We start from the raw sequence: 20,741 nt of genomic DNA on the forward strand, positions 1-20,741 counted from the left end.
TTCAGAACTGGCCTAGAGCCGGGTGAGCTGGGCGTACCTGGGCTGCAGGTTGTCACCAGAGGACTTACCCGTGACCCGCCGGACCACCCACGGTGCGGCGAATTCCCGGACCCAGCGGGCGTTAGCCCTCAGCGCCTCCGCCTGGCTGAGCGCCGGGACCGGAGTCATCGGCGGAATCTCAATGGAGTGCTCGTGTTCGAGGACCGTCAGGACACGCTTGGCCATGTTTGCGTGGCCGGCGGCGGACATGTGCATCCGGTCCTTGGCCCACATGCCCCAGTCGTAGTACTCGTTGAAGCGCCAGTAGTCCACCAGCAGGGCGCCGTGGTCCCCGGCGATGCCGCGCACGAGTTCGTTGTAGATGGCTGTACGCCCCCGCATGGTGCCGAAAACTTTCGAGCCCCGCGCGTCGAAGCCCGTGAACAGCACCACGGTGGCGCCGGTGGCTGCGAGCTTCCCGACGGCTTTCTCGTAGTCCACGAGCAGGTCGTCAATGTCGATCTTGGGCCGGAGAATGTCGTTGGCACCTGCGTAGAGCGTCACTAGGGTGGGATTGAGCGCGACGGCGGCGTCCACCTGCTCGGCCAGGATCTGCCGCAGCTTGCGGCCGCGGATGGCGAGGTTGGCGTAGCCGAAGCCGGGGTCGGCCGCGGCCAGTTGCTCCGCCACCCGGTCAGCCCAGCCGCGGACCCCGTTGGGCCGCGCCGGGTCGTCATCGCCGACGCCCTCCGTGAAGGAGTCTCCGAGGGCAACGTAGCGGGCCGTGAAATCCATGGGAGCAAGTCTGCCACCCGTTGCCGGGAGCAACCAAGGCGGGTCCGTGCTGTCCTGCTCGCAGGGAGCTGCCGCCGGCGACTGGCCGGGTGCTGCTACTGCTCCCGCTCGCGGAGGATCCAGTGATTGCTGTCCAGCCGGGCCACAATCTTTTCGCCGATGCGGGCGAGGTCCGCAACATCACGTTCAGTCAGGGCGTCGAGGAACAGCGAGCGCACTGATTCGACGTGGCCCGGCGCCAGTTCCACGATGGTGGACATGCCCTCGTCCGTGAGGTGTGCCGTGGTGACGCGGGCATCGCCGGGATGCGGCCGGCGTTCCACCCAGCCGCGGTTCTGGAGTTTGGTGACCACATGGGAGAGCCGGGACAGGGATGCGCTGGTCCGCGCCGCCAGCTCGCTCATCGGCAGGAAGTGCCCGTCGGCCTCGGAGAGCATCGCCAGCACGTTGTAGTCAAATAGCGACACCTTGCCTGCGGCGTGCAGCTGGGTATCGAGCGACGCGGGCAGCATGGTGTTGATGCTCAGCAGAGCTAGCCATGCCCGGCGTTCATTGGCGTTGAGCCAGCGCGGTTCGGTCATTACTCCATCCTAGGAGAACTGACGCTTGACGGTTCAAGGCCGGTTCCGGGGGCGGCTCCCCGGGCGGCCAAGGCTCTGGCGGTAGGCTGGCCGTCATGTACGTAGTTTCCCTGACCTACAAAGTTGCCCAAGAGATTGTGGACCAGCACCTGGATGCCCACGTGGACTGGCTGAAGGATGCCTTCGATGAAGGCGTCTTCATCGCCGCCGGCCGCAAGGTTCCGCGCACGGGCGGCGTGCTGCTCTCCCGGTCGGACCGGCTGACACTCGACGAGTCCCTGGCCAAGGATCCGTTCAGCGTGCACGGCGTTGCCGACTTCGACGTCATTGAGTTCGCCGCAAACCGCACTGCGCCGGGGTTCGAGAACCTGCTGGACTAGCCTGCCCGTCCGCGGCCGTCCGCCTCCATCAGCTTTTTCAGGCCGCCCTTCCGCGGAACCTTCACCGGCTGCGGCCACCGGGGGCTGAGGCTGTCGCCCAGTGTGACGCCCCGGAGCTTGCGGCCAAACAGCGGCAGCACCCAGTCATTAACCCAGCGCCGCTGCCGCCGCTCCCAATCGCGGAGGCTCATCCTGGCCGGCGGTCCCCACTCCTTGAGGCTGATCTTGTGCGGAACCCCCAGGTGGTCCAGGACCTGGGCCGCGAGGTACTTGTGCCCGGCCTTGGACATGTGCAGCCGGTCGGTGTCCCACATCCTGGGGTCGTGGAAGGCTTCGAAGCACCAGTAGTCCACGAGGACAGCCCCGTGCTTGGCGGCGATCTCCCGGACCCGCCGGTTGTACAAGGTGTTGCGCTTCTTCAGCGGTTCGAGCAACGGGGACACCTTGACGTCGAACCCCGTGAACAGGACCAGGGTGGCGCCGGTGGCCGCCAGCCGGGCCACCAGTTCCTCGTACTGCGCGAGGAGGTGGTCCATGTCGGTGCCGATGTCCATAATGTCGTTGCCGCCGGCGTAGAGAGTGATGAGCGTGGGCTCCATGGCCAGTGCCTGCTCCAGCTGCTCATCCACGATGTGGCGCAGCCGCTTGCTCCTGATGGCCAGGTTGGCGTAATGCCAGCCGGGTTCTGCCTTGGCCAGCTTCTCCGCCACACGGTCAGCCCAGCCACGCACCCCGTTCGGCAGCCTGGAACTCCGGTCGCCCACACCCTCGGTGAACGAGTCCCCCAAGGCAACGAACAACCGCGGCCTGCCCCGGTCCGGAAGCAAAGGAGAGACAGCCACCCGGACAAGGTACACACCAGGAGCAACACCCAGGGAAACCGCAGATGAACGACGACGACTCCTAACCCGGGTGCTTAACCTGAGGACGCGTCGGGGGTTAAGCGACGAAACCTGAGGAAGCGTCGAGGAGGGCGGGCGGCAGGCATCCTGCAGCGTGCGTCTAAGCGAGGAACGAGCGAGCACGCAGAGGACGGCTGACGTCCGGCCCGCCAGTTGGCAAGGGCCTAGAGTTCGGCCTTGCCCTGCCGCCAGTACCCCATGAACGCCACCTGCTTCCGGTCGATCCCGACGTCGCGGACCAGGTAGCGCCGCATGTCCTTGATGACCCCCGCCTCCCCTGCGATCCACGCGTAGAACGGCAGGGCGCCGGCGGGCTTGTCGGGGTTCTTCGTGGTGCTGACCGCGGCGGCATCCAGCCGGGCCGGGGTTTCCCACAAGATCTCCTGGTCCACGTTCACGTCGTCGGGCTCCGGGCCAGCGGCGTCCGCGGACTTGATGCCCACCCAGCCCGGCACGGGGACCGCCGCCCGCACCGCTTCCTGAAGGAGCTCGCCGTGCGGCCGGGACCTGCCGATCGCGGCGCCGCGTGCCAGCCAGGTGATTTCGACGTCGGCCGCTGTCTCCAGGTCGAGGAAGTCGCCCGCCTCCGGCACTTCCAGGAAGGCATGCCCGGTCATGTACTCGGGCAGGCTTTCGAGAATGGCGCTGATCGCGGGGACAGCCGTCTCGTCACCGGCCAGGAGCACCCGACCGGCCAGGCCGGGCCGCCATTCGATGCCCGAGTACGTTTCCGCGGTAACGCAGTGCGCCGCCCGATTGTTCGGACCGATCAGGGTGATGGCGTCGCCCGGCGCGGCCGTCAGCGCCCAGTTCGCCGCGGGACCGCCGTGCCCGTCGGCATCGAAATGCATCACGAAGTCGACGTCGATCTCCGGGTAGACGGCGTCCAGCCGGGCCTGCCGGACGGTGTAGGTACGCATGGAGCCACGGGTGGCGGGATCCATGGCCAGCCACTCCTGGTACCAGCCGCTCTCCTCCATCCGGAACTTCGGCAGCGGAAGCCGGCCGCCGGCCGGCGCCAGGGACGGGATCATAAGCTTAACGCGCAGGTCCAGGCTGTCGCCGTGGACGCCGAAGTCGCGCAGGGAATAGCCACCGAACGTCACGCGCCGGAAATTCGGGCTGAGCTCCTGCACTGCCGAGACGGTGACATCGAACGCCAGGGTCATCGGCTCGGTGGCGAAGCCGGGACGGTCCGTGATGGAGGTGCGGGCAGTGCTGTTTTGTACTGCACCGGACTGTACTGCGCTCATGAGGCCATCTCCAGGGTCGTGGTTGAAACTTTTGGGTCAGCGTGGTGCCTGCCGAGCGGGATGATCAGCGGCGTGCCGGACACCGGATCCGGCACCACCCGGGACTCCAGCCCGAAGACGCTTCGGACCAGGTCCTCGGTAATTACGGTGGACGATGCGCCCTCAGCCACGATCCGGCCGGCTTTCAGGGCGATGACATGGTCGGCGTACCGCGCGGCGAGATTGAGGTCATGCAGGACGATCGCCACCGTGGTGCCGCGCTGCCGGTTCAGGTCGGTGACCAGATCCAGCACTTCAACCTGGTGTGCCAGGTCCAGGTAGGTGGTGGGCTCGTCGAGCAGCAGCACGTCCGTTTCCTGGGCGAGCGCCATCGCGATCCACACCCGCTGGCGCTGACCGCCGGAGAGTTCGTCGACGTTCCGCCCGGCGAGCTCCAGCGTTTCGGTGGCTTCCAGCGCACGCTGCACGGCGGCGTCGTCCTTCTCCGACCAGCTGCGGAAGAAGCCCTGGTGCGGATACCGCCCGCGGCCCACCAGGTCACGGACGGTAATGCCGTCCGGCGCCGTCGGGTGCTGGGGCAGCAGGCCGAGGGTGCGGGCCAGCTCGCGCGCCGGGCGGGAGTGGATGTCCCTGCCGTCGAGGGTGACCGTGCCGCCGGCAGGCTTCAGGAGCCGGGACAGGCCGCGCAGCAGCGTGGATTTTCCGCAGGCGTTGGCGCCCACGATCATGGTCACCCTGCCCTCGGGGATCTCCGCCGTGAGGTTTTCCACGACCCGGCGCTGGTCGTACTGCAGCGTGAGGTCCCGGGCTTGCAGAACAGCCATCAGGCATCCTTTCGGTTGGATGTGACCAGGAGCCACAGCAGGAATGGGGCGCCGAGTGCGCCGGTGACGACGCCGACCGGCAGGACGGTGCCGTCCAGCAGCAGCGGCGCGACATTGGCGGCGAAGTAGTCCGCCGCGAGGACGATCAGGGCGCCCACCAGGGCCGACGCCGGGAGGCTGGAGCGGCCGGTGAAGCGGCGCGCAATGGGGCCGGCCAGAAAGGCGACGAACGCCACCGGTCCGGCTGCCGCCGTCGCCGCTGCGGCCAGCGCGACGGCGGTGAACACCAGACCCAGCCGGGTGGCGGCCACGCGCACACCGAGTCCCGCGGCGGCGTCGTCCCCCAGTTCGAGGATGCGCAGCGGTCCGGCCAGCAGTGCGGCGACGGGGACCAGGACCATCAGCGTCAGGGCCAGCACTCCCGCACGGTCCCAGCTGGCGGAGTTGAGCGAGCCGTTGATCCAGATCAGGGCCTCCGCGGCGGTGCGGATGTCGGCCCGGGTCATGAGGAAGCTGACCATTGCGTGCAGCGCGGCAGCGATGCCGACGCCGGCAAGGACGAGGCGGTTGCCGGCGGCGTTCCCGCGGGTGCCGCCGCCGAGCCCCAGGGACCCGCTGCGGGAAATGCCGTAGATCAGGGCTGCCACCGCCATGGCGCCGCCGAGGGCAGCACCGGACACGGCCGCACCGGAGGCGCCGAACACCACGATGGCCAGCACCGCTGCCGCGCTGGCACCGTAGCTGATCCCGATCACGTCGGGGCTGGCCAGCGGGTTGCGGAGCATGGTCTGGAACAGCGCGCCCGAGAGCCCGAAGGCCACCCCGATCAGCGTGCCGATGACCGCCCGCGGCAGCTTGGCCTCCATCACGATGAAGCTGGCGCCGGGGATCTTCTCGCCGCCGGTGAAGTGGGCGGCGAGGATCTTGAAGAAATCCGGGATGGTCACGGTATAGCTGCCCAGCAGGATGCTTGCGGCCAGGAGAAGCACGACGCTGGCGGCCAGTACCGCCGTTCGGTTCAGGAAGAGCGCCCTGGTCGACGCGCGAACGGGCAGATAATGCCCTGTTTCGGGGGTTTTGAGGGCGTTAGCTGCCCGTTCGCGCAGCTGGTGCGGAGTCACAGGCCTGCCCCCTTGCCGCGGCGGACCAGCCAGACGAAGACCGGCGCCCCGATCAGCGCGGTCATGATGCCGGCCGGGACCTCGCCGGGTAGCAGGACTACGCGGCCCACGATGTCTGACACCAGCAGCAGCACGGGTGCGAGCACGGCGGAGAACGGCAGGATCCAGCGGTAGTCGGGGCCGGTCAGGGAGCGGACGGCGTGCGGGACAACGAGGCCCACGAACCCGATGGGGCCGGCGAGCGCCGTGGCCGACCCGCACAGCAGGACGATGCCCAGCGCGGTGATGGCCCGGGCCAGGCCGACGTTCTGGCCCAGGCCGCGGGCGACGTCGTCGCCCAGCGCGAGACTGTTGAGGACCCGTCCTGTCAGCAGCACGATCAGTGCCCCTGCGATGAGGAACGGCAGCCCGGGCAGCACCACGGACCAGTCGCGGCCGGCAATGCCGCCCACCTGCCAGAACCGGAAGCGGTCAAGGGTGTCCTGGCTGGAGACCAGGATGACGTTCATCAGTGAGAACAACCCCGCGCTCAGGGCGGCGCCCGCCAGGGCGAGCTTGACCGGCGTCGCGCCGTCCCGGCCCATGGAGGCGATGAGGTAAACGACGACGGCGGCAGCAGCAGCGCCGATGAATGCGAACCAGATGTAGCCGGTCAGTGAGGAGATGCCGAAGACGTAGATTCCGGTGACCACGGCCAGCGCGGCGCCGGCGTTGACGCCGATGATGCCCGGGTCCGCCAGCGGGTTCCGGGCCACGCCCTGCATGGCCGCGCCCGCCAGGCCTAGCGCCGCACCGGCGAGCAGGCCCAAGACGGTCCGCGGGATCCGGGCATGCACCACGGCATGGTCGCCGTCTGCCGGGTTGAACCGGGTCAGTGCCTGCCACACGGTTTCGAGGGCCAGCCCACGGGCGCCCACGGCAAGTGAGGCGCCGCAGACAACAACGAGCACGACGACGGCGGCCAGCAGCCAGGCGGCGCGCGGCCCGGAGACCCTGCGCGCCGGCTGGGCGCGAACGTACACTTGTGGCCCCTCAGCCGCGGCCACAGGGGCCACAAGTGTACGTTCGCGCTGGGCGGCGGGGCCCGTCGTCGTGCTCGGTGTCATGGGAGTTGCCTGCTAACCCGCGGCTCAGACCGCGGCAGTAGCTTTGTCGGCGGCCTTGGCCAGCTGCGGCAGGAACTTGTCCAGCGACCACGGCAGGCTCAGCGGCGAGGAGGCCGAGATGGACAGGGTGAGCGTGTTGTCCGAGTCCGCGACCATGGCGCCGTTCTTGATGGCCGGGATCTGGCCCAGCAGCGGGTCAGCCTTGATGGACTCCGTGGTCTTGGCGTCCGGGACCCAGGTCACGAAGATGTCGGAATCGAGCTCGTTGGCCTTCTCTGCGGACCACGGGATGAAGAATTCCTTGGAGTCCTTCGAATTCTCCTCCACCACGGGGGCGAGCTTCATGCCGATCTCGCTGAGGAAGCGCGGGCGGTTGTCGTTGGCGGTGTACACGTTCACGCCGTCGCTTTTGGCCGGCTCGAGGTTTCCGTAGATGAAGCTCTTGCCAGCGAGCTGCGGGTAGGCGGAGACCTTGTCCTTGACGGTGGCCTCGGTGTCGGCGATCAGCTTCGTGGCTTCGGCCTCCTTGCCCAGCGCCTTGCCGATGATGCTCGTGGAGTCCTGCCAGGACGTGCCGTAGGCCAGCTCGGGATGCGCAACAACGGGCGCAATTTCCGTGAGCTTCTTGTAGTCCTCCTCCGTCAGGCCGGAGTAGGCACCCAAAATGACGTCAGGGTTGAGCTTGGCGATCTCAGTGAAGTTGATGCCGTCAGCCTCGGAGAACTGGACCGGCGCCTTGTCCGAACCGAAGCCCGCGCCGAGCTTCTCCAGCGCGGCGTCCTTCCACGGCGTCGAGCCCTTGTCATTGCCGCCCCATTCGTTCTTGGGCACGCCCACCGGAACCACGCCCAGCGCAATGGCAACGTCGTCGTTGACCCAGGAGACCGTGACGACCCGCTTGGGCTGCTCCTTGATGGTGGTTTGGCCGAAGACGTGCTTGATGGTCACGGGGAACTGCGCACCGGCGGATGAAGTGGCGCTGGCTTCCGAAGCGGAGGAAGAGGCGGGCCCGGTGGAACATGCGGTGAGGGAAAGTGCCGCGGCGGCGAGGACGGCGGTGGCCTTGCCGGCGGTCTTGAGCAGTGAGCGGCGCGTGGTGCCAGCGGCAGCCGAGCGGCCGCGGAAGAGGGGGGAAGTCACGGAACTCCTTAGGTGAATGAAGCGAACCTAAGTAAGGGTAGCCTATCCTTGCGAAGATTACGAAAGGTTTGCGTCACCTAATTGCCCGAGTGCCCAGAGTAACCGCAAACAGCCTTGCCAGCCAAGGGTGAACGATGGTTCACTCGAAGGAGTAAACGCCCGTTCACCCATTAGTCGGGCACCCCTCCCCCTCAAAGGCCCGCCGCACATGACAGCACCCCCTGCCACAGCACACTCTGCCCCGAAAGCAACCCGCAGCGCCTCCGCCATCACCACGGTCCTGGCGCTCAGCGGCACGCTGGTCGCACTCATGCAGACCCTCGTGGTGCCCCTGCTGCCCGACTTTCCACGGATCCTGTCCGTCACGCCCGACGACGCATCCTGGCTGGTCACGGCCACACTCCTCGCCAGCGCCGTCGCCACCCCGATCGTGTCCCGCAGCGCCGACATGTACGGCAAGCGGAAGATGATGGTCATCTGCCTGGCCATCATGGTGGCCGGTTCGGTCATGGCCGCCCTGGGCGGGACCTTCCTGTGGCTGATCATCGGCCGCGCCCTGCAAGGGTTTTCCGCGTCGCTGATCCCGGTGGGCATCAGCATCATGCGCGATGAGCTGCCGAAGGAAAAGATGGGCTCCGCGGTGGCACTCATGAGCGCCACCCTGGGCATCGGCAGCGCCATGGGCCTGCCGCTCGCCGGACTCCTCTATGAAAGCCTCGGCTGGACGTCGATCTTCTGGGTTTCCGCCGGGGCCGGCGTGCTGCTGCTGCTGGCAGTGGTCCTTGTGGTTCCGGAATCCAAGGTCCGCACTCCCGGCCGCTTCGACTACGCGGGCGCACTGGTGCTGTCCGCCGCACTCGGATCACTGCTGCTGGCCATTTCCAAGGGCGGCGCCTGGGGCTGGGGCTCGGAACCAGTGCTGCTGCTGTTCCTCGCAGCGGCACTGCTGCTGGCCGTTTGGATTCCCTACGAGCTCAGGGTGGGCCAGCCCATGGTGGATCTTCGCACCACGGCGCGGAGGCCTGTCCTGATGACAAACCTCGCGTCGCTGCTGATCGGCTTCGCGATGTTCGCCAACATGCTCCTCACCACGCAGCAGCTCCAGCTCCCCGCTGCCACCGGTTACGGCTTTGAACTGAACGTCATCACGGCCGGCCTCTGCATGGTGCCGTCCGGACTGGCCATGGTGGTGTTCGCACCGGTGTCCGGAGGGATCATCCGGCGCTTCGGCGGCAGGTCCGCCCTCTTGGCCGGCGCCGCAGTGATGATCGTGGGGTACGTGGGCCGGGTCTTCTTTTACGACTCCATCACCTGGGTGATCATTGGTTCCACCGTGGTGAGCGTCGGCACGGCCATCGCGTATGCCGCCATGCCAACACTGATCATGGGTGCCGTCCCGATCACGGAGACCGCTTCCGCCAACGGACTCAACAGCCTGGTCCGCTCCATTGGCACGTCGACCTCCAGCGCCGCCGTCGCCGCAGTTCTGACCTCGGTCACCATCCCGCTCGGCGCCGCCCGGCTGCCCTCGTTCGATGCGTTCCGGGATGTGTTCTGGATGGCCGCGCTGGCCTCCGCCGCCTCCGTCCTCGCCACCGTCTTCATCCCGTGCACCACCACCCACCGCCCCGCAGCACCGGCGGCAGCGGAACTGGTGGTGCAGGGGCGCGTCCTGGCACCCGACCACCGCCCGCTTACTCCCGCCGTCGTCACCGTCCTCCAGATGGAGGGCGAACCGGTGGACTGGAGCCGCGTGGACACCGAGGGCAATTATTCGGTGGCGCTGCCTGGCGCCGGGAAGTACCTCGTGGTGGCCAACGCCGCGGGCTGGGCGCCGATGGCGGAGGTCTTCGATTTCGACGGGCGCACGCTGAAGCAGAACTTCCTCCTGCAGGAGCGGCTGGAAATCAGGGGCCGGGCGGCCATCGGCCGCGAGCCCGTGACCGGCGCCGTGGTCACACTGCTGCACGCCACCGGGGAGCATGTGGACACCGCAAGGACGGACGACGACGGCGTGTACACACTTCCGCTTCCCGCCGCCGGACGCTACATAGTGGCTATGCTTCATCCCGTGACTCATCAAGCCGTGGCGCGGAAGCTCGCCGTCGACAACCGGTCCGAGATCGTGGACCTAGCCGCTGAACGCGCCCCTGAAGTGAACAGCGCAGAAGGGATCGGCGGGGAGCCGGTGCGCGCATGAGCAGCCCCAGCCAGGAGTCCATCCTCACCGCGGCGGACCGGCTGTTCGGCGAACGCGGCTACCGGGCCGTGACGGTCAGGGACATCGCCGCTGAGGCCGGGGTTTCCGCGGCCCTGGTGATGAAACTGTTTATCTCCAAGGCCAAGCTCTTCGCAGCGGTGCAGCCGGACGAGTCGCTGCTCACCGAGCTGTCCGTCCCGGCCTCCGAGCTCGGTGGCGCCCTGGTCTTCCGCGTGCTGATGCGGCGGGAACGCGGCATGCACGAGCCGTGGGCCATTATTCCGATCAATGTTCACGATGCCCCGGATCCCGAAGCGGCGCGGAACGAGTTGCGCGAACGCTACGTCGGCAGCATCGCACAGCTGATCGGGGATGCGACGCCGGACCGCCGCTACGCGTCGACTGTCACCGCGCTGATGACCGGCTTCGGCGAAACCGTGCGAACCCTGGGACTCTTCGACAGCTGGGACTTTGACGAGCTGGTGGCCTACTACGGAGGGATCGTGCAGGCGCCGATCGACGCCTGCACGGCCGCACATGCCTAAGGCAAAAACGCCGGTTGAACCTGGGGCCCGCCGAAACCCCGCTGGTTGAACCAGCGGATAGCTCAACCAGCGGGGCTCGGGTTACTTGTACGAGATGCTCAGCAGCAGCGCTTTTAGGGCCTGCCCTTCAGCGCCTGCCAGCCAGGACTTGGCCGCGGCGTCATTGGCGAAGGGGTTCTCGATGAACTTCACGTCAGCCAGGATGACGCCGTCCCCGGCGCGGATGATGCCGTCGAGGGCGGATCCCTGCCCCGATTTGGGCGCGCCTGCCGCCAGGTGCATCCGGTAGGTCGCGTTGCCGTCCATCCGGTCCACGTAGAACGCATAGTGGGCAGCCGGCGCGGGCTGCGCCGCGAGTCCCGGAACCGGCACGGACTCGTAGACGGTGCGGGTCACAGGGTGGGAGACGCCGTCGGCGGCCCGTCCGGAGTACACCGTTGCCTGCTCGGTGCCGCTAGCGTCGACAACTGTGGCCGTGGCCGATTCCGACGGCGACCCGCCGCCGGTGAAGAGCTCAACCTTCCAGCCGGTCGGGTACTTGAAGGACACGTGGCCGTTCGGGAACGTGTACGTCTTCAGCTCGGCGGGCGCCGGAGAGGACGACGGCGTGGTCCCCGGTGTAGCCGCACCGCCGGCGCCGGCGCCGCCAGCGGCGGAAGCTGAAGGGTTCGGTGACGCCGGTGCCGGTGCGGAAGCTGCCGCGGACGACGTCGACGGGGCCGCCGAGACCACGGCCCCGCAGCCGGCCAGGGCGAAGGCGGCGGCAGCAGCAGCAAGGACAGAGGCGAGGGGGGCGCGGAACGCAGGGCGCATGATGGTGCCTTTCATGATGACGCCGTCAAGCTCACGGGGGCTGCTCTGCCCGCCGCATGGGAGTGTCCATGACCCCGTGGAGCGTTTGGCGAAGACTGGTGGAGTCACCACAGTGGCACGCCAAAATCCCCCGCCACTAGGGCCGGCGCAATAAATCCATCGATTTGTTATAAACCGCGCGAAAGCGTTATGGACTAGCGCAGCACGATATCGACGGGATTGGCCTCGGAGCGCCATCGGCCTTCTGTGCCCGGTTTCGGGGTGATAACGGGCGCGGTGAGCACGCCGGAGCGATTGGTGCGCCTGTCCCGCAGGATCTCTGTGACTGAGCCCAGGTGACGGGACAGGTCGATGACGTTCTCCGGCGCCGCCAGGAGCAGCTGGAACCCAAACTCGTGCAGCGCCTTGATGCCTGCGCCGGCGAATTCCTCGGAGGCCAGCACGAACGCCTCGTCCATCATCACCGTGCCGTACGTGGTGAAGCCCTGCTCGGCGATGCCCAGCTGGTAACTCAGCGCCGCGGCCATGATGAACGCGGTGAACCGCTGGCGTTCACCGCCGGACATGGAGCCGGTGTCGGCGTGCATGAAGACGTCCGTCCGCTTGCCGCCCTTCTTCCCGGGGGCGTCCACCTCGCGGTGCTCCTTGCACTGGATGAACAGGTGGCCGCGCACGTCCAGCACCTCAGCCCGCCAGCGCCGGTCCTCGGGAGTCTGCGACCCCAGCCGCTTCACCAGCGTCTCCAGGGACTTGTAGCGGGCGGTCAGCTCGGCGTCGTCGTTCTGGCCCGTGTGGCCGGCGTCCGCCTTGGCTGCCTCTGCCTTGGCCGGCCGGATGTGACGGGTCTTCAGCGCGTTCTGGATGGCGTCCTTGAACTGCTTGGCCGTGGCCGGCAGGGTCTGCTTGATGTCGAGTTCCAGGTAGCTGCCCTCGTGGAAATTCACCTCGGACAGGATCCCGTTCAGCGGCAGGATCCTGCTGGTGATGGACCGGCGTTCCTCGTCAAGCAGGTGGAGCAGCGTGCTGAACGACTCGTGCGTGCGCTGGTTGAAGAACTGCCGGAACTCGGCCTCCTGTGCCGGCAATCCGTCATTGATGATCGCGTGGTAGCGGGCCTCGAACTCACCGACGGCGCCGATGGAAGTGCCATGGTCAGCCGAAATTGCGGTGCCCCAGTCGCGGACGAAGCCTTCGAAGATCCGGGTGAGCCGCTCCGACGTGGCCTGGGCCCGGGACTCTGCACCGTGCAGGTCGCCGAGCAGCTGGGCGCGCACCCGGCCGGCCAGGTTGTCCAGCTCATGCATCTCGGTGACGTCGCCGAATTCGGCGAAGTACGGCGCCAGCGCGGCGGAGGTGGAGTCCGACGGCGGCGCCTGGTTCAGGCGGAGGCGCGCGGCTTCCAGCAGCGAGTCGGAGGCGGTTAGCTGCTGGTCCAGCGCCTTGTATTCGCTCTGCAGCACCGCGGCAGCCTCGGTGCTGGACTGGTGCTTCTGGCGCGCCGCCTCGATGTTGGCGCGGAGCGGTTCAAGGTCCGCCTGGGCCGCAAGGGCGTCCTTGAGCCGCTGCTCGATCCTGGCAAGCTCGTCTGCCGCCACTGCGGCCGACACCTGCTCCCACGGGCGGTTGTCCTCGGCCACTTTGCGCAGCGCCTCGAGCTGCCGGGACAGGCCCTGGTGCGATTCCTCGCGGCTTTGCGCCAGCTGTGCCGCCTTGGCCAGTTCCTGGCGCAGGTCCTCCACCTGTCCGGCCACGAGCTCCAGCTTGGAGGCATTGTCGAACCCGAGGACGTAGTCCTGCCGGCTGGTGAACCGGTCGTCCTTCTCCACGGTGTGCCGGTTGCGTTTGACCACGCCGCCGAGGCTCAGGCCCTTGTCCAGGGCCGCCAGTTCGTCGGGGTTCTCCACGCACGGGTATGCGAAGTCGAGGGCGATCCGCTCACGGATCCACACACTAGCTTGTGCGGCGGACCCGCCCTTTGTCCCCGGGGTGAGGATATCCAGCTTAGTCAGCAGGTCGCCGTCGGCCACGTCCTCCACGGCCAGCGCCGCTCCGGCGAGCGGCTTGGACACGTCCACCGCGCGCAGGGCGCCTCGGACGGCGTGGTCGTTCAGGTAGCGGGTGACGGCGGCAAAGTGCTCGCCGGGAACAAGCAGCGTGGTGGCCAGGTTCCGCAGGGCACGTTCAGCGGCGGGGCGCCAATGATCCTGGCCCTCGGCAAGGTCTATCAGCTCGCCACCGAACGGCATCTGTTCCTCGGGAATGCCCGTGGCCGCGGCAATGGCGGCCCGGTTTTCAATGCTCGACGGCGGCAGCAGGGACTTGCGCGTTTTCAGCGACACAAGCTCCTGCTCGGCCGCGGCAAGCTCACGTTTCTTTGTCGCGTGGGCGTCGAAAGCCTCAAAGCGGAGCTCCTGCAGGGCCGCGGAGTCATCCTTCAGCTCGGCGGAGCGGGTGGCCGCCTGTGCGTGGGCCTGCTCCCAACCGTCTGCCGTCCATTCCAGATCCAGGCCGGCATCCGTCAGCGCCTGCCGGGCCGCCTCCTCCATCTGCTGGCGGAGCTTCAGCCCCACCCGGGCGTTCTCCAGGGACTGCTCGATCGAGGAGATGGCGTTGCCGCCCTGGTTGTTGTACTCCGCCTCCAGCTGCCGGAGCTCCTTGGCGAGTCCGTCCCGCACGCCGCGTTCCGCTGCGAGCTCCTTGGCCTTCGCCTGGGCGAGGGCCTTGAAGCGGGCGAGCGTTTTCTCGTGCACGGTAACAGCAAGTTGCTGACGGTAGGACTCGAACTCCTCGCCTGCGAGTTCACGCAGCCTGTTCGCGTCCAGCAGCGACTGCGCGTACTCCCTGTTCAGTCCCGGGACGGGGGCCAGCTGGTCGCGCTGCTGCCGGACGTCCTCCAGCCGCTGCCGGATGGACATGAGGTTGCTGAATTCCTCGACGACGTCGTCCGCAGCCGCCAGGGTGGCCGGCGCGTCCAGCACCTGGTCGCGGAAGAACGTGTTCACGCTGCCGCCCAGGCCCTTGCCGGCCTGGATGACCCGGAGCAGCGGAAGCGCCTGGTCCGAGTTAATGCCCAGGAGCCGGCGGAACCGCTCCGCGAAGGCCTTGTGCACGTCAAAGACCTGGGCGTCCGGGAAGATGCTTTCCAGCGCAGCCCTGGTGAAGCGCTTCTCCGCGATGTCCTCGATGGCGGCGAGGTCCAGCGGCCTGTTGTCGATCAGGTAGTACCGGCCAACGCTCGACTCTGTGCCGTTCTTGGGCAGGTCAAACAGCGCCGACACCGTCACCTTGGTGCCTGCCGCGTTGTCGAACGTCAGGGCGACGGCGGACCAGGTGGCACCGGGGCGCTGGAACGCACTGGCCGAGCCCTCGCCGACGGCCTTGTCCCCCACTTTGCCGCGCATATACGTGAACGTGGTCCGCTTGTCCTCCACGGCGCCCGACCGCTGGGCTGCTGCCTCGTTGGAGCGCGGCCGGGCGTCGAACACCCGCAGCATGGCGTCGAACAGCGTCGACTTGCCCACGCCGGAGTTGCCGGTGAGCAGGGTGCCGTTGCGGTCCACGTGCATCGTATGGGCGCCATGGAACGTACCCCAGTTGACCACCTGCACCAGGGCGAGGCGCATCTGGCCCGGGTTAACGACGTCGCCCAGCGGAAGCATGCTCGCAATACTCACTTGGCTGCCTCCTCAGCAGGTGCCGGCTTGGGGGACGTCGACGGCAATGCCGCCCCCGCCCCTTCGCCGGACGGCTCTGCTGCACGCAGCAGAGCGTCCGGCTCCGACAGCGGCCCCGGACTACCCAACACTCGCAAGCTCGCGTCGGGGCCCTCGTCCGGTTCCTTAGATGCCACTCCCTGGGCGGCATAGGCTGCTCCGTCTTTCCCTAGGTCACCTTGAGCGGCGGCATCAGAGTCGTTCGTATCGGCGTCGTCGTTATCGTCTGAGGGCTGGTCGGCGTCGAGTTCCAGCATTGCTTCGGTGCCTGTGGGGTCTGCCGTTGCGGCTATCAGGGCTTCGATCTGGGCGGGGATGTCACCTATGTTGTCGAAAGGGAGGGCCAGTGGCAGGGCGTTGGAGATGGTGTAGACGTCATCCAGGCCGGTGGCGAGCAGGAGCTGCCGGGCCAGGAGTTTGGTGATGGCCCGGTTCACTACGTCGGAGTCGCGCAGCGCGTCCTGCTGGCCTGCCGGCTGGTAGTGGGCCACGAGCTCGGCGATTTCTTCCCGCGTGATGGTGGGGTCCGTCTGCGCCGTGACGTGGCGGTCCAGCAGGAGCCGCAGGCGCAGCAGCACGATAGTCTCCACCCGGCTCAGCGCCCGCTGCTGGCGCAGGATGCTCGAGCGGGCGCTGCCGCCGATCGCTTCGGGGTCGACGGGGCGCAGCACAGCGATCTTTTTCTCGTGGTCCAGCTGCAGCGTGAGGAACAGCTCGGAGAGCCGGCTGCGCAGGACCAGTTGGTTGTCCAGCAGCGTTGTCCAGAGTTTCTCGTCCCGGCCGCCGTCAACGTACGGACCCTTGAGCAGCTTCACGAGAGCCTGGCGGACCTTCATCGGAAGCACGCCAGTATCGCCCGGAAAGAGTGCGGCGCCGTCCACAAACGTGTCGCGGGGGCTGACAGAGCCGTTGATTGAGCTTGTCGAAATCCCGGGGGTTTCGACAGGCTCAACCAGCGGGGTTTCGGTGGGCTCGGCCACCTGGGCCGCCGCGTCCGCCGTCGTAATCTCTTCAGTCATCGCTAATCCTTCTTGAGCGTTACCACCGGCAGGTACGCCTTGCGGGTGGTGCCGTCTATCTGTTCGAAGTCGAGGGCCTCCCACGCCAGCTGGTCAAAGCCGGCACCGGTGTGGAGTGCGTGCGAGAGGAGCGCCCGGATGGAGTTGATGTGCTGTTCCTCCGGCGCCAGCTGCTCCCACGCCTCGGCGAGGGTGGAGGCCCCGGCTGCCGCGGCGCGGATCGCCTCCGGCCTGGCCTTGGCGGTCCGGGGCGAGCGGACCCGGTCCGAGTCGCTGAACGCGATGGGGTCGGCGAGCCTGGGCGGGGCAGCAAACTCATCGGGGTCGAAAAGCTTGACCATGGCGAGGGATTCGAAACCTGCGTTGAACAGCACCGGACCCCGGACCAGGCCAGGCCGTTCGCGCTCGTAGGGCATGGACCGGATGGCCTGTTCGGCCTCCCGCAGCACCTTGCGGAGCCGCACCGACTGACGGAAATCGTCACTCTGGACGTAGGTGTTCAGGCTCTCGCTGAGCTTGCCGTAGATGCGCTGGATCTGGCTGTGCTGCTGCCGGAGCTCAGCCACCAAATTTTTCAGGGTCTCGCGGTCCTCCGGCGACAGGTCGTCCGCGAACTGCCGGCTGAGCACTTCGCCGATCGCGGAACGGAAGCGCAGCTGCTGCTGCGGGTCCTCGAGGAAGGCCGTGAAGGAACGGAAGGTCCTGCCTTCCGGGCTTTGGCGCAGCCGCTTGTCCGCCTCAAGTACCTGGGCCATCGTGGCGCCCTTGGTCAGGGATTCCTCGATGATCTGGTTGCGGAGCTCGCCCACGAGCTCCTCGATCCGGTCACGCATCTTCTTGTAGTCCGCGGGCAGGCTGGCCGCGAGGTCCAGGATGTTGCCGGCCGCTTCGACGGCCTGGTCGTCGTCGAGGAGGCCGTCGAAGTCACCGGAGCTGATGTCCTCGATCAGCTGCTGCCGCTCCCCGATCTCCTCCTCGAGCGCTTCGAGCCGGGCGCTCTGGTCCGGGTTGGTCTCGTTGGCGAGCTTCTCAACGTCGCCCAGCAGCGTGCCCAGGCGGGACCCGTTGAGCGTGGACCTTTCGCTGGAGAGGCTGTCCAGGAACGCCAGCACGCGGGCGGCCGGCTCGGTGACCTCGTACACGATCTGCCCCGACTGGTTCCGTCGCGTCAGGAACTGCTTGCGGGTCCACTCATCGCCGAAGGACTTCCCATTGGCATGGCCGCCCAGCCCCGGGTCATGGCGGCGCAACTGCTCAAGGAAGGAGTCGACGTCGGCATGGAATTCTTCCAGCGGAAGCTGCGGCCGGGTGCGGGTGAAGGATGCCTGCAGGACAGCGATCACCCACGGGGCGGAACGGGTGAGGGCCCATGCCGGCCCCTTGGTGAGGAGCTCAAGGTCCCTGAGCCTGGCGCTGATCGCGTCAGCGGAGGACGTAGCGGACCGGGGCACACACTCTCCTTCGGCAGCTTGGGGGATGGTCTGGGCAGCGGAAACCCGAAAACTGCCAACTACAAGGTTAACGCAGAGCCCCGGGCGGCCCGCGCCGCGGTTCCCCGACACCCCGGAGCCGGCTCCGCGTGCCCGCCACGCAACGTTACTGGTGTGACACATGAGGTTTTCGCAATCACTCCGTGACCTACGGCGCAGTATTGTCTCGATCCCGTATCAACGCGGCCACAGCATGGCCGAGGCGCTAGAGGAAGCTCCGCCCATGGCCCTAGTCTCGAGCTACTGGTCTGATCCATCCGCAGCAACGGCGCAGGGGGAAGCATGCAGTTCGACTTGAGTGCAGTGGAGACAGGCACCTTGGTGTTCATCGGAACGCTGATGGTTGCCTTGGCACTTGTCCTCTTCGTGGCGGTGGCGGCATTCGCCGCCCTCGTCCTGGTAGGCGTGGGGAGGCTGGCCTGGGCGGTCATTGCCGCGGCCCTGCTCAGGACCGTCCACGGGATCAACCACGCCTGGGACAGCCTGGTGCACCACGCCTCTGGAGTCGAGTTTCCCGCGGAATTTCAGGGGCAGCCATCCCCTAGCACCGGAACCTACCCGCGGGTAGCATTGAGGGACAGCTGAAGGGTTCTCCACCCGCGGCGGACCCAGGGCTTTGAGCCGGTCATCCGGTCAGAGGAGATGCCCCGTGAGCTCCGCCACCGACAGCCAGGCAACTGAACGCCAGGCCCCCGACAGCAGGGCTGGTCACAGCACAGCCACCGCGAGCACGGCTGCGGACGGCACTGGCGCCGTCCCGCCCGTGGACAGTCCCGCGTCCGAAACACCCGTTGCTCCGGAGAAGATCGGCGCGGGGGCGTCCGCAGAGGATGCCCGCGCCATCGCCGAGGCAGCACGCGAAACCGAGTGGGCCAGGCCCAGCTTCGCCAAGGGCCTGTACCTCGGCAGCTTCGACCTGGCCCTCATCCATCCCTGGCCCGCCGCCAAGCCCGATGACGTGGAACGCGGCGAGGCCTTCATGGCACGGCTGACGGAATTCTGCCGCACCATGTCCGGACGGATCATCGAGCGCGACGCGAAAATTCCCGACGAGTACCTCCGCGGCCTGGCAGAGCTGGGCGTGTTCGGCATGAAAATACCGCAAGAGTACGGCGGCCTTGGCCTGTCCCTGGTCTACTACGGCCGGGCGCTGGCGCTGCTGGGATCGGTGCACCCAAGCCTGGGCGCCCTGCTCTCGGCCCACCAGTCCATCGGCGTACCGGAACCGGTGAAGGTATTCGGCACCCCCGAACAGAAACGCGAGTACCTGCCACGCTGCGCGGAGGGGGCCGTCACCGCATTCCTGCTGACCGAGCCCGACGTCGGCAGCGACCCCGCGCGGATGGGCAGCACCGCTGTCCCCAGCGCGGACGGCGGGTCTTACGTTCTGGACGGTGTCAAACTCTGGACCACCAACGGGGTGATCGCCGAACTCGTGGTGGTGATGGCAGTGGTGCCGCAGCATACCGACGCGGACGGCGCGGTCCACAAGGGCGGCATTACCGCCTTTGTGGTGGACATGGACTCCCCGGGGATCACGGTGGAGAACCGGAACACCTTCATGGGCCTGCGTGGCATCGAGAACGGGGTGACCCGGTTCCACCAGGTCCGGGTGCCGGCCGCCAACAGGCTCGGCCGTGAAGGCCAGGGTCTGAAAATTGCGCTCACCACGCTGAACACCGGCAGACTCTCGCTGCCCGCGCTGTGCGTGGCGACGGGCCGCTGGAGCCTCAAGATCGCGCGGGAATGGTCCAATGCCCGCACCCAGTGGGGCCGCCCGGTGGGCAAGCATGAGGCAGTCAGCAAGAAAATCGCGTTCATCGCAGCCACGGCGTTCGCCCTTGACGCCGTATTCGAGCTGTCCGCGGAAATGGCCGACGCCGGGCAGAAGGACGTCCGCATTGAGGCGGCGCTGGCCAAGCTGTGGTCCACCGAGATCAGCTACCGGATCGCGGACGAACTCGTGCAGATCCGCGGCGGCCGCGGCTTCGAGACGGCGGAGTCACTCGAGGCCCGCGGCGAGCGGGCCGTCCCCGCCGAGCAGCAGCTGCGCGACCTGCGGATTAACCGCATCTTCGAGGGCTCGTCCGAGATCATGCGTTTGCTCATAGCCCGCGAGGCCGTGGACGCGCACCTCGCCGCGGCCGGGGACCTGGCCACCGCGGAGGCGAGCCTTTCGGACAAGGCGCGGGCCGCCGTCGGAGCCTCCGGCTTCTACGCAAAATGGCTGCCCAAACTGGTGGCCGGCGCCGGCATGGATCCGCGGTCCTACGGCGACTTCGGGCGGCTGGCCAAGCACCTCCGCTTCGTGGAGCGGTCCTCGCGGCGGCTGGCCCGGCAGACCTTCTATGGCATGGGCCGCTGGCAGGCCAGACTGGAACACAAGCAGGCCTTCCTCGGCCGGATCGTCGATATTGGAGCCGAGCTGTTCGCCATGGCGGCCTGCTGCTCGCGCGCCGAGATGCTGCTCCGGACCGCACCTGAACGAGGCGCCACCGCGTTTGAACTGGCCGACGCCTTCTGCGAGCAGGCACGCGTCCGGGTGGACGAATATTTCGACCAGCTGTGGCGCAACACCGACGACGGCGACCGCGACCTCGCGCGCAAGGTGCTCGCCGGTGACTACACGTGGCTGGAGGCCGGCGTGCTGGACCAGTCCGAAGGGACCGGCCCGTGGATCGCCGATGCCTCCGCCCGCGAGTCGGCTAAGGAGAACCTGCACCGCGCCTACCGCTGACCGCACCAACCAGCAGTCACCGGACGCCTGACGCGGGGGCCACCCGAACACCAGCTCTGACCGCCCACACCGCCCACACCGCTTCTAACAAGGGGAGACGCGCCAAAACCAAAATACTAAGCATCCTTGCTAATGCCCATTGA

At 67.6% G+C, this 20,741-nt stretch carries 16 protein-coding genes and 1 pseudogene; 5 read left to right on the plus strand and 12 right to left on the minus strand.

The features are described from left to right. Positions 1–12: 12 nt before the first annotated feature. Positions 13–774 carry an SGNH/GDSL hydrolase family protein gene (locus tag LFT45_RS21275; protein WP_236805682.1) on the minus strand — a complete coding sequence of 254 codons (762 nt, stop codon included), beginning with the start codon at positions 772–774 and terminating at the stop codon, positions 13–15. Positions 775–869: 95 nt separating this feature from the next. After that, entirely contained in the window at positions 870–1,355 is a 486-nt protein-coding gene (locus LFT45_RS21280; RefSeq protein WP_236805685.1) for a MarR family winged helix-turn-helix transcriptional regulator, read from the minus strand. Positions 1,356–1,450: 95 nt separating this feature from the next. Between LFT45_RS21280 and LFT45_RS21285 the strand changes: the two genes are divergently transcribed. Then, positions 1,451–1,735: a YciI family protein gene (locus tag LFT45_RS21285; protein ID WP_236805687.1), complete on the plus strand. Its 285-nt coding sequence runs from the start codon at positions 1,451–1,453 to the stop codon at positions 1,733–1,735. Here the strand turns inward: LFT45_RS21285 and LFT45_RS21290 are convergent. The 6 genes from LFT45_RS21290 to LFT45_RS21315 form a co-directional block, all read right to left on the minus strand. Next, positions 1,732–2,577, minus strand: coding sequence for an SGNH/GDSL hydrolase family protein (locus LFT45_RS21290; RefSeq protein WP_236805689.1), 846 nt, complete (start codon positions 2,575–2,577; stop codon positions 1,732–1,734). The genes LFT45_RS21285 and LFT45_RS21290 overlap by 4 nt on opposite strands. A 224-nt stretch (positions 2,578–2,801) precedes the next feature. Further along, positions 2,802–3,806: a siderophore-interacting protein gene (locus tag LFT45_RS21295; RefSeq protein ID WP_236809463.1), complete on the minus strand. Its 1,005-nt coding sequence runs from the start codon at positions 3,804–3,806 to the stop codon at positions 2,802–2,804. A gap of 80 nt (positions 3,807–3,886) precedes the next feature. Beyond that, entirely contained in the window at positions 3,887–4,714 is an 828-nt protein-coding gene (locus tag LFT45_RS21300; protein ID WP_236805691.1) for an ABC transporter ATP-binding protein, read from the minus strand. Then, positions 4,714–5,736 (minus strand): FecCD family ABC transporter permease, encoded by a 1,023-nt coding sequence (locus LFT45_RS21305; RefSeq protein ID WP_442863635.1) that lies wholly within the window; start codon positions 5,734–5,736, stop codon positions 4,714–4,716. The genes LFT45_RS21300 and LFT45_RS21305 overlap by 1 nt, the downstream gene beginning before the upstream one ends. A gap of 95 nt (positions 5,737–5,831) precedes the next feature. Continuing rightward, entirely contained in the window at positions 5,832–6,941 is a 1,110-nt protein-coding gene (locus LFT45_RS21310) for a FecCD family ABC transporter permease (protein WP_236805692.1), read from the minus strand. Between the two features lie 24 nt (positions 6,942–6,965). Next, the gene (locus LFT45_RS21315) at positions 6,966–8,081 is read right to left on the minus strand and encodes an iron-siderophore ABC transporter substrate-binding protein (protein WP_236805693.1); all 1,116 of its coding nucleotides are present in this window, start codon (positions 8,079–8,081) and stop codon (positions 6,966–6,968) included. Between the two features lie 208 nt (positions 8,082–8,289). Here LFT45_RS21315 and LFT45_RS21320 point away from each other — a divergent pair, with 208 nt between their 5' ends. Continuing rightward, positions 8,290–10,281, plus strand: coding sequence for an MFS transporter (locus LFT45_RS21320; protein WP_236805694.1), 1,992 nt, complete (start codon positions 8,290–8,292; stop codon positions 10,279–10,281). After that, positions 10,278–10,826, plus strand: coding sequence for a TetR/AcrR family transcriptional regulator (locus LFT45_RS21325; RefSeq protein WP_236805695.1), 549 nt, complete (start codon positions 10,278–10,280; stop codon positions 10,824–10,826). The genes LFT45_RS21320 and LFT45_RS21325 overlap by 4 nt, the downstream gene beginning before the upstream one ends. Before the next feature lie 81 nt (positions 10,827–10,907). Here the strand turns inward: LFT45_RS21325 and LFT45_RS21330 are convergent, their stop codons facing one another. The 4 genes and pseudogenes from LFT45_RS21330 to LFT45_RS21345 form a co-directional block, all read right to left on the minus strand. Continuing rightward, entirely contained in the window at positions 10,908–11,654 is a 747-nt protein-coding gene (locus tag LFT45_RS21330) for a hypothetical protein (protein WP_236805696.1), read from the minus strand. Between the two features lie 179 nt (positions 11,655–11,833). Beyond that, positions 11,834–15,313 carry an ATP-binding protein gene (locus LFT45_RS21335; protein ID WP_236805697.1) on the minus strand — a complete coding sequence of 1,160 codons (3,480 nt, stop codon included), beginning with the start codon at positions 15,311–15,313 and terminating at the stop codon, positions 11,834–11,836. Positions 15,314–15,540: 227 nt separating this feature from the next. Further along, a pseudogene (locus tag LFT45_RS21340) lies at positions 15,541–16,371 on the minus strand (DUF4194 domain-containing protein); the annotation flags it as partial. 2 nt (positions 16,372–16,373) lie between these two features. Then, on the minus strand, positions 16,374–17,822 hold the full coding sequence (locus LFT45_RS21345; RefSeq protein ID WP_236805699.1) for a DUF3375 family protein: 1,449 nt from the start codon (positions 17,820–17,822) through the stop codon (positions 16,374–16,376). Between the two features lie 321 nt (positions 17,823–18,143). Between LFT45_RS21345 and LFT45_RS21350 the strand changes: the two genes are divergently transcribed. Then, complete coding sequence (locus tag LFT45_RS21350; protein ID WP_236805700.1) at positions 18,144–18,446, plus strand: hypothetical protein; 303 nt, start codon at positions 18,144–18,146, stop codon at positions 18,444–18,446. 178 nt (positions 18,447–18,624) lie between these two features. Then, positions 18,625–20,598: an acyl-CoA dehydrogenase family protein gene (locus LFT45_RS21355; protein ID WP_236809465.1), complete on the plus strand. Its 1,974-nt coding sequence runs from the start codon at positions 18,625–18,627 to the stop codon at positions 20,596–20,598. The last annotated feature ends 143 nt before the right edge of the window (positions 20,599–20,741 follow it).

The organism is Arthrobacter sp. FW305-BF8 (assembly GCF_021789315.1).
In the GTDB taxonomy this organism is placed as follows: Bacteria; Actinomycetota; Actinomycetes; order Actinomycetales; family Micrococcaceae; genus Arthrobacter.